The sequence below is a fragment of the Ruoffia tabacinasalis genome, from assembly GCF_005864045.1.
In the GTDB taxonomy this organism is placed as follows: domain Bacteria; phylum Bacillota; class Bacilli; order Lactobacillales; family Aerococcaceae; genus Ruoffia; species Ruoffia tabacinasalis.
This window is the reverse complement of the sequence record NZ_VBSP01000103.1, coordinates 1-1158: the sequence shown is the minus strand read 5'-3', so window position 1 is coordinate 1158 and position 1158 is coordinate 1. Positions and strand designations below refer to the sequence as shown.

Below are 1158 nucleotides of genomic sequence, written 5' to 3'. Positions count from 1 at the left end.
CTCAACGCAATCTTCACTTTAAAGAAGTTGGAAAGAAAATATACCAATTATGAAATCGAACAAGCCTGTAAAGATGTATTAAAAGCTACCAATCGACCGACGGTCAAAAGTGTGCAAACCATTATTCAATCAAATAAAAAACACGATGAAGAAAAATTAACAGAACCAAAATCTAGAAAGATGAAGGAAAAATATGGTTTTACTAGAGGGGCATCATATTATGGAGGTAGAAATAAATGAATCAACAAAATTATGATAAACTAAAACAGCTTAGACTCTCAGGTATGGCAGAAGCTTATGAAACCTTACTGTCAAACCCAGCATACAAGGATCTTACTTTTGATGAATTATTGGGAATCATGATTGATCAAGAAGATTCCGTACGTAAAAGCAATAAATTGAATCGATTACTAAAACAAGCACAATTCACCGTGAAAGCCGCTATAGAGGATATCCAATATGATGCAGATCGTAAACTAGACAGAGAATTACTCATGAAGTTGTCAGCTGGAGATTATATCTTAGACGGTCGCAATATCATCTTTAAAGGTGTATCGGGAGCTGGAAAGACATGGTTAGCTACCGCCTTCGGCGTTCAGGCCTGCAGGCAATTTTACACCGTTCGTTATACTCGCTTGCCTAATCTATTAGAGGAGTTTAAAATTGCGACACACCAAGCTGATGGTAGTTACACCAAATTAATGAAAAAGCTTATCAAAGTTGATCTTCTCATCCTTGATGAATGGCTCTTATATGAGCTCACAAGTGAAGAATCCACATTACTCCTGGAAATTATCAACGCTCGTTATGAAGCGCAGAAGTCGAATATTTACTGTTCCCAGTTCGACTTTCCGGGTTGGTATGAGAAACTAGGAGACGGTACTTTAGCAGAAGCTATCCTTGATCGAATTATACATAATTCTTATGATGTACTTATAGATGGAGATATTTCGATGCGTGAAAAGCTAGGTTTAAATCAAGATAACTAGACCAATGGTCTTTTTACGACATAGCCAATAGATTTATAATATGTTGACCCCATTTCTACTCAAAAGTTGAGTAGAAATGGGGTCATTTAATTATTACTGGTAAACTATTCCGCAGACATTGGTAAATCTTCCCGCAAAGAGTGGTAAAAAGAACCGCACTACTGGTAAA

1 protein-coding gene and 1 pseudogene are annotated in these 1158 nt (G+C 36.6%); both read left to right on the top strand.

All coding sequences use genetic code 11. The annotated features are described in order from the left end of the window. Positions 1–240, top strand: a pseudogene (locus tag FEZ33_RS12520) (hypothetical protein); the annotation flags it as partial. Continuing rightward, positions 237–989 (top strand): IS21-like element helper ATPase IstB, encoded by a 753-nt coding sequence (gene istB / locus FEZ33_RS12220; RefSeq protein WP_138405616.1) that lies wholly within the window; start codon positions 237–239, stop codon positions 987–989. The pseudogene FEZ33_RS12520 and the gene istB, both read left to right, overlap by 4 nt. The last annotated feature ends 169 nt before the right edge of the window (positions 990–1158 follow it).

Coding starts and splice junctions, on each gene's coding strand:
- istB (WP_138405616.1), top strand. CDS start 237: ATGAATCAACAAAATTATGATAAACTAAAACAGCTTAGACTCTCAGGT.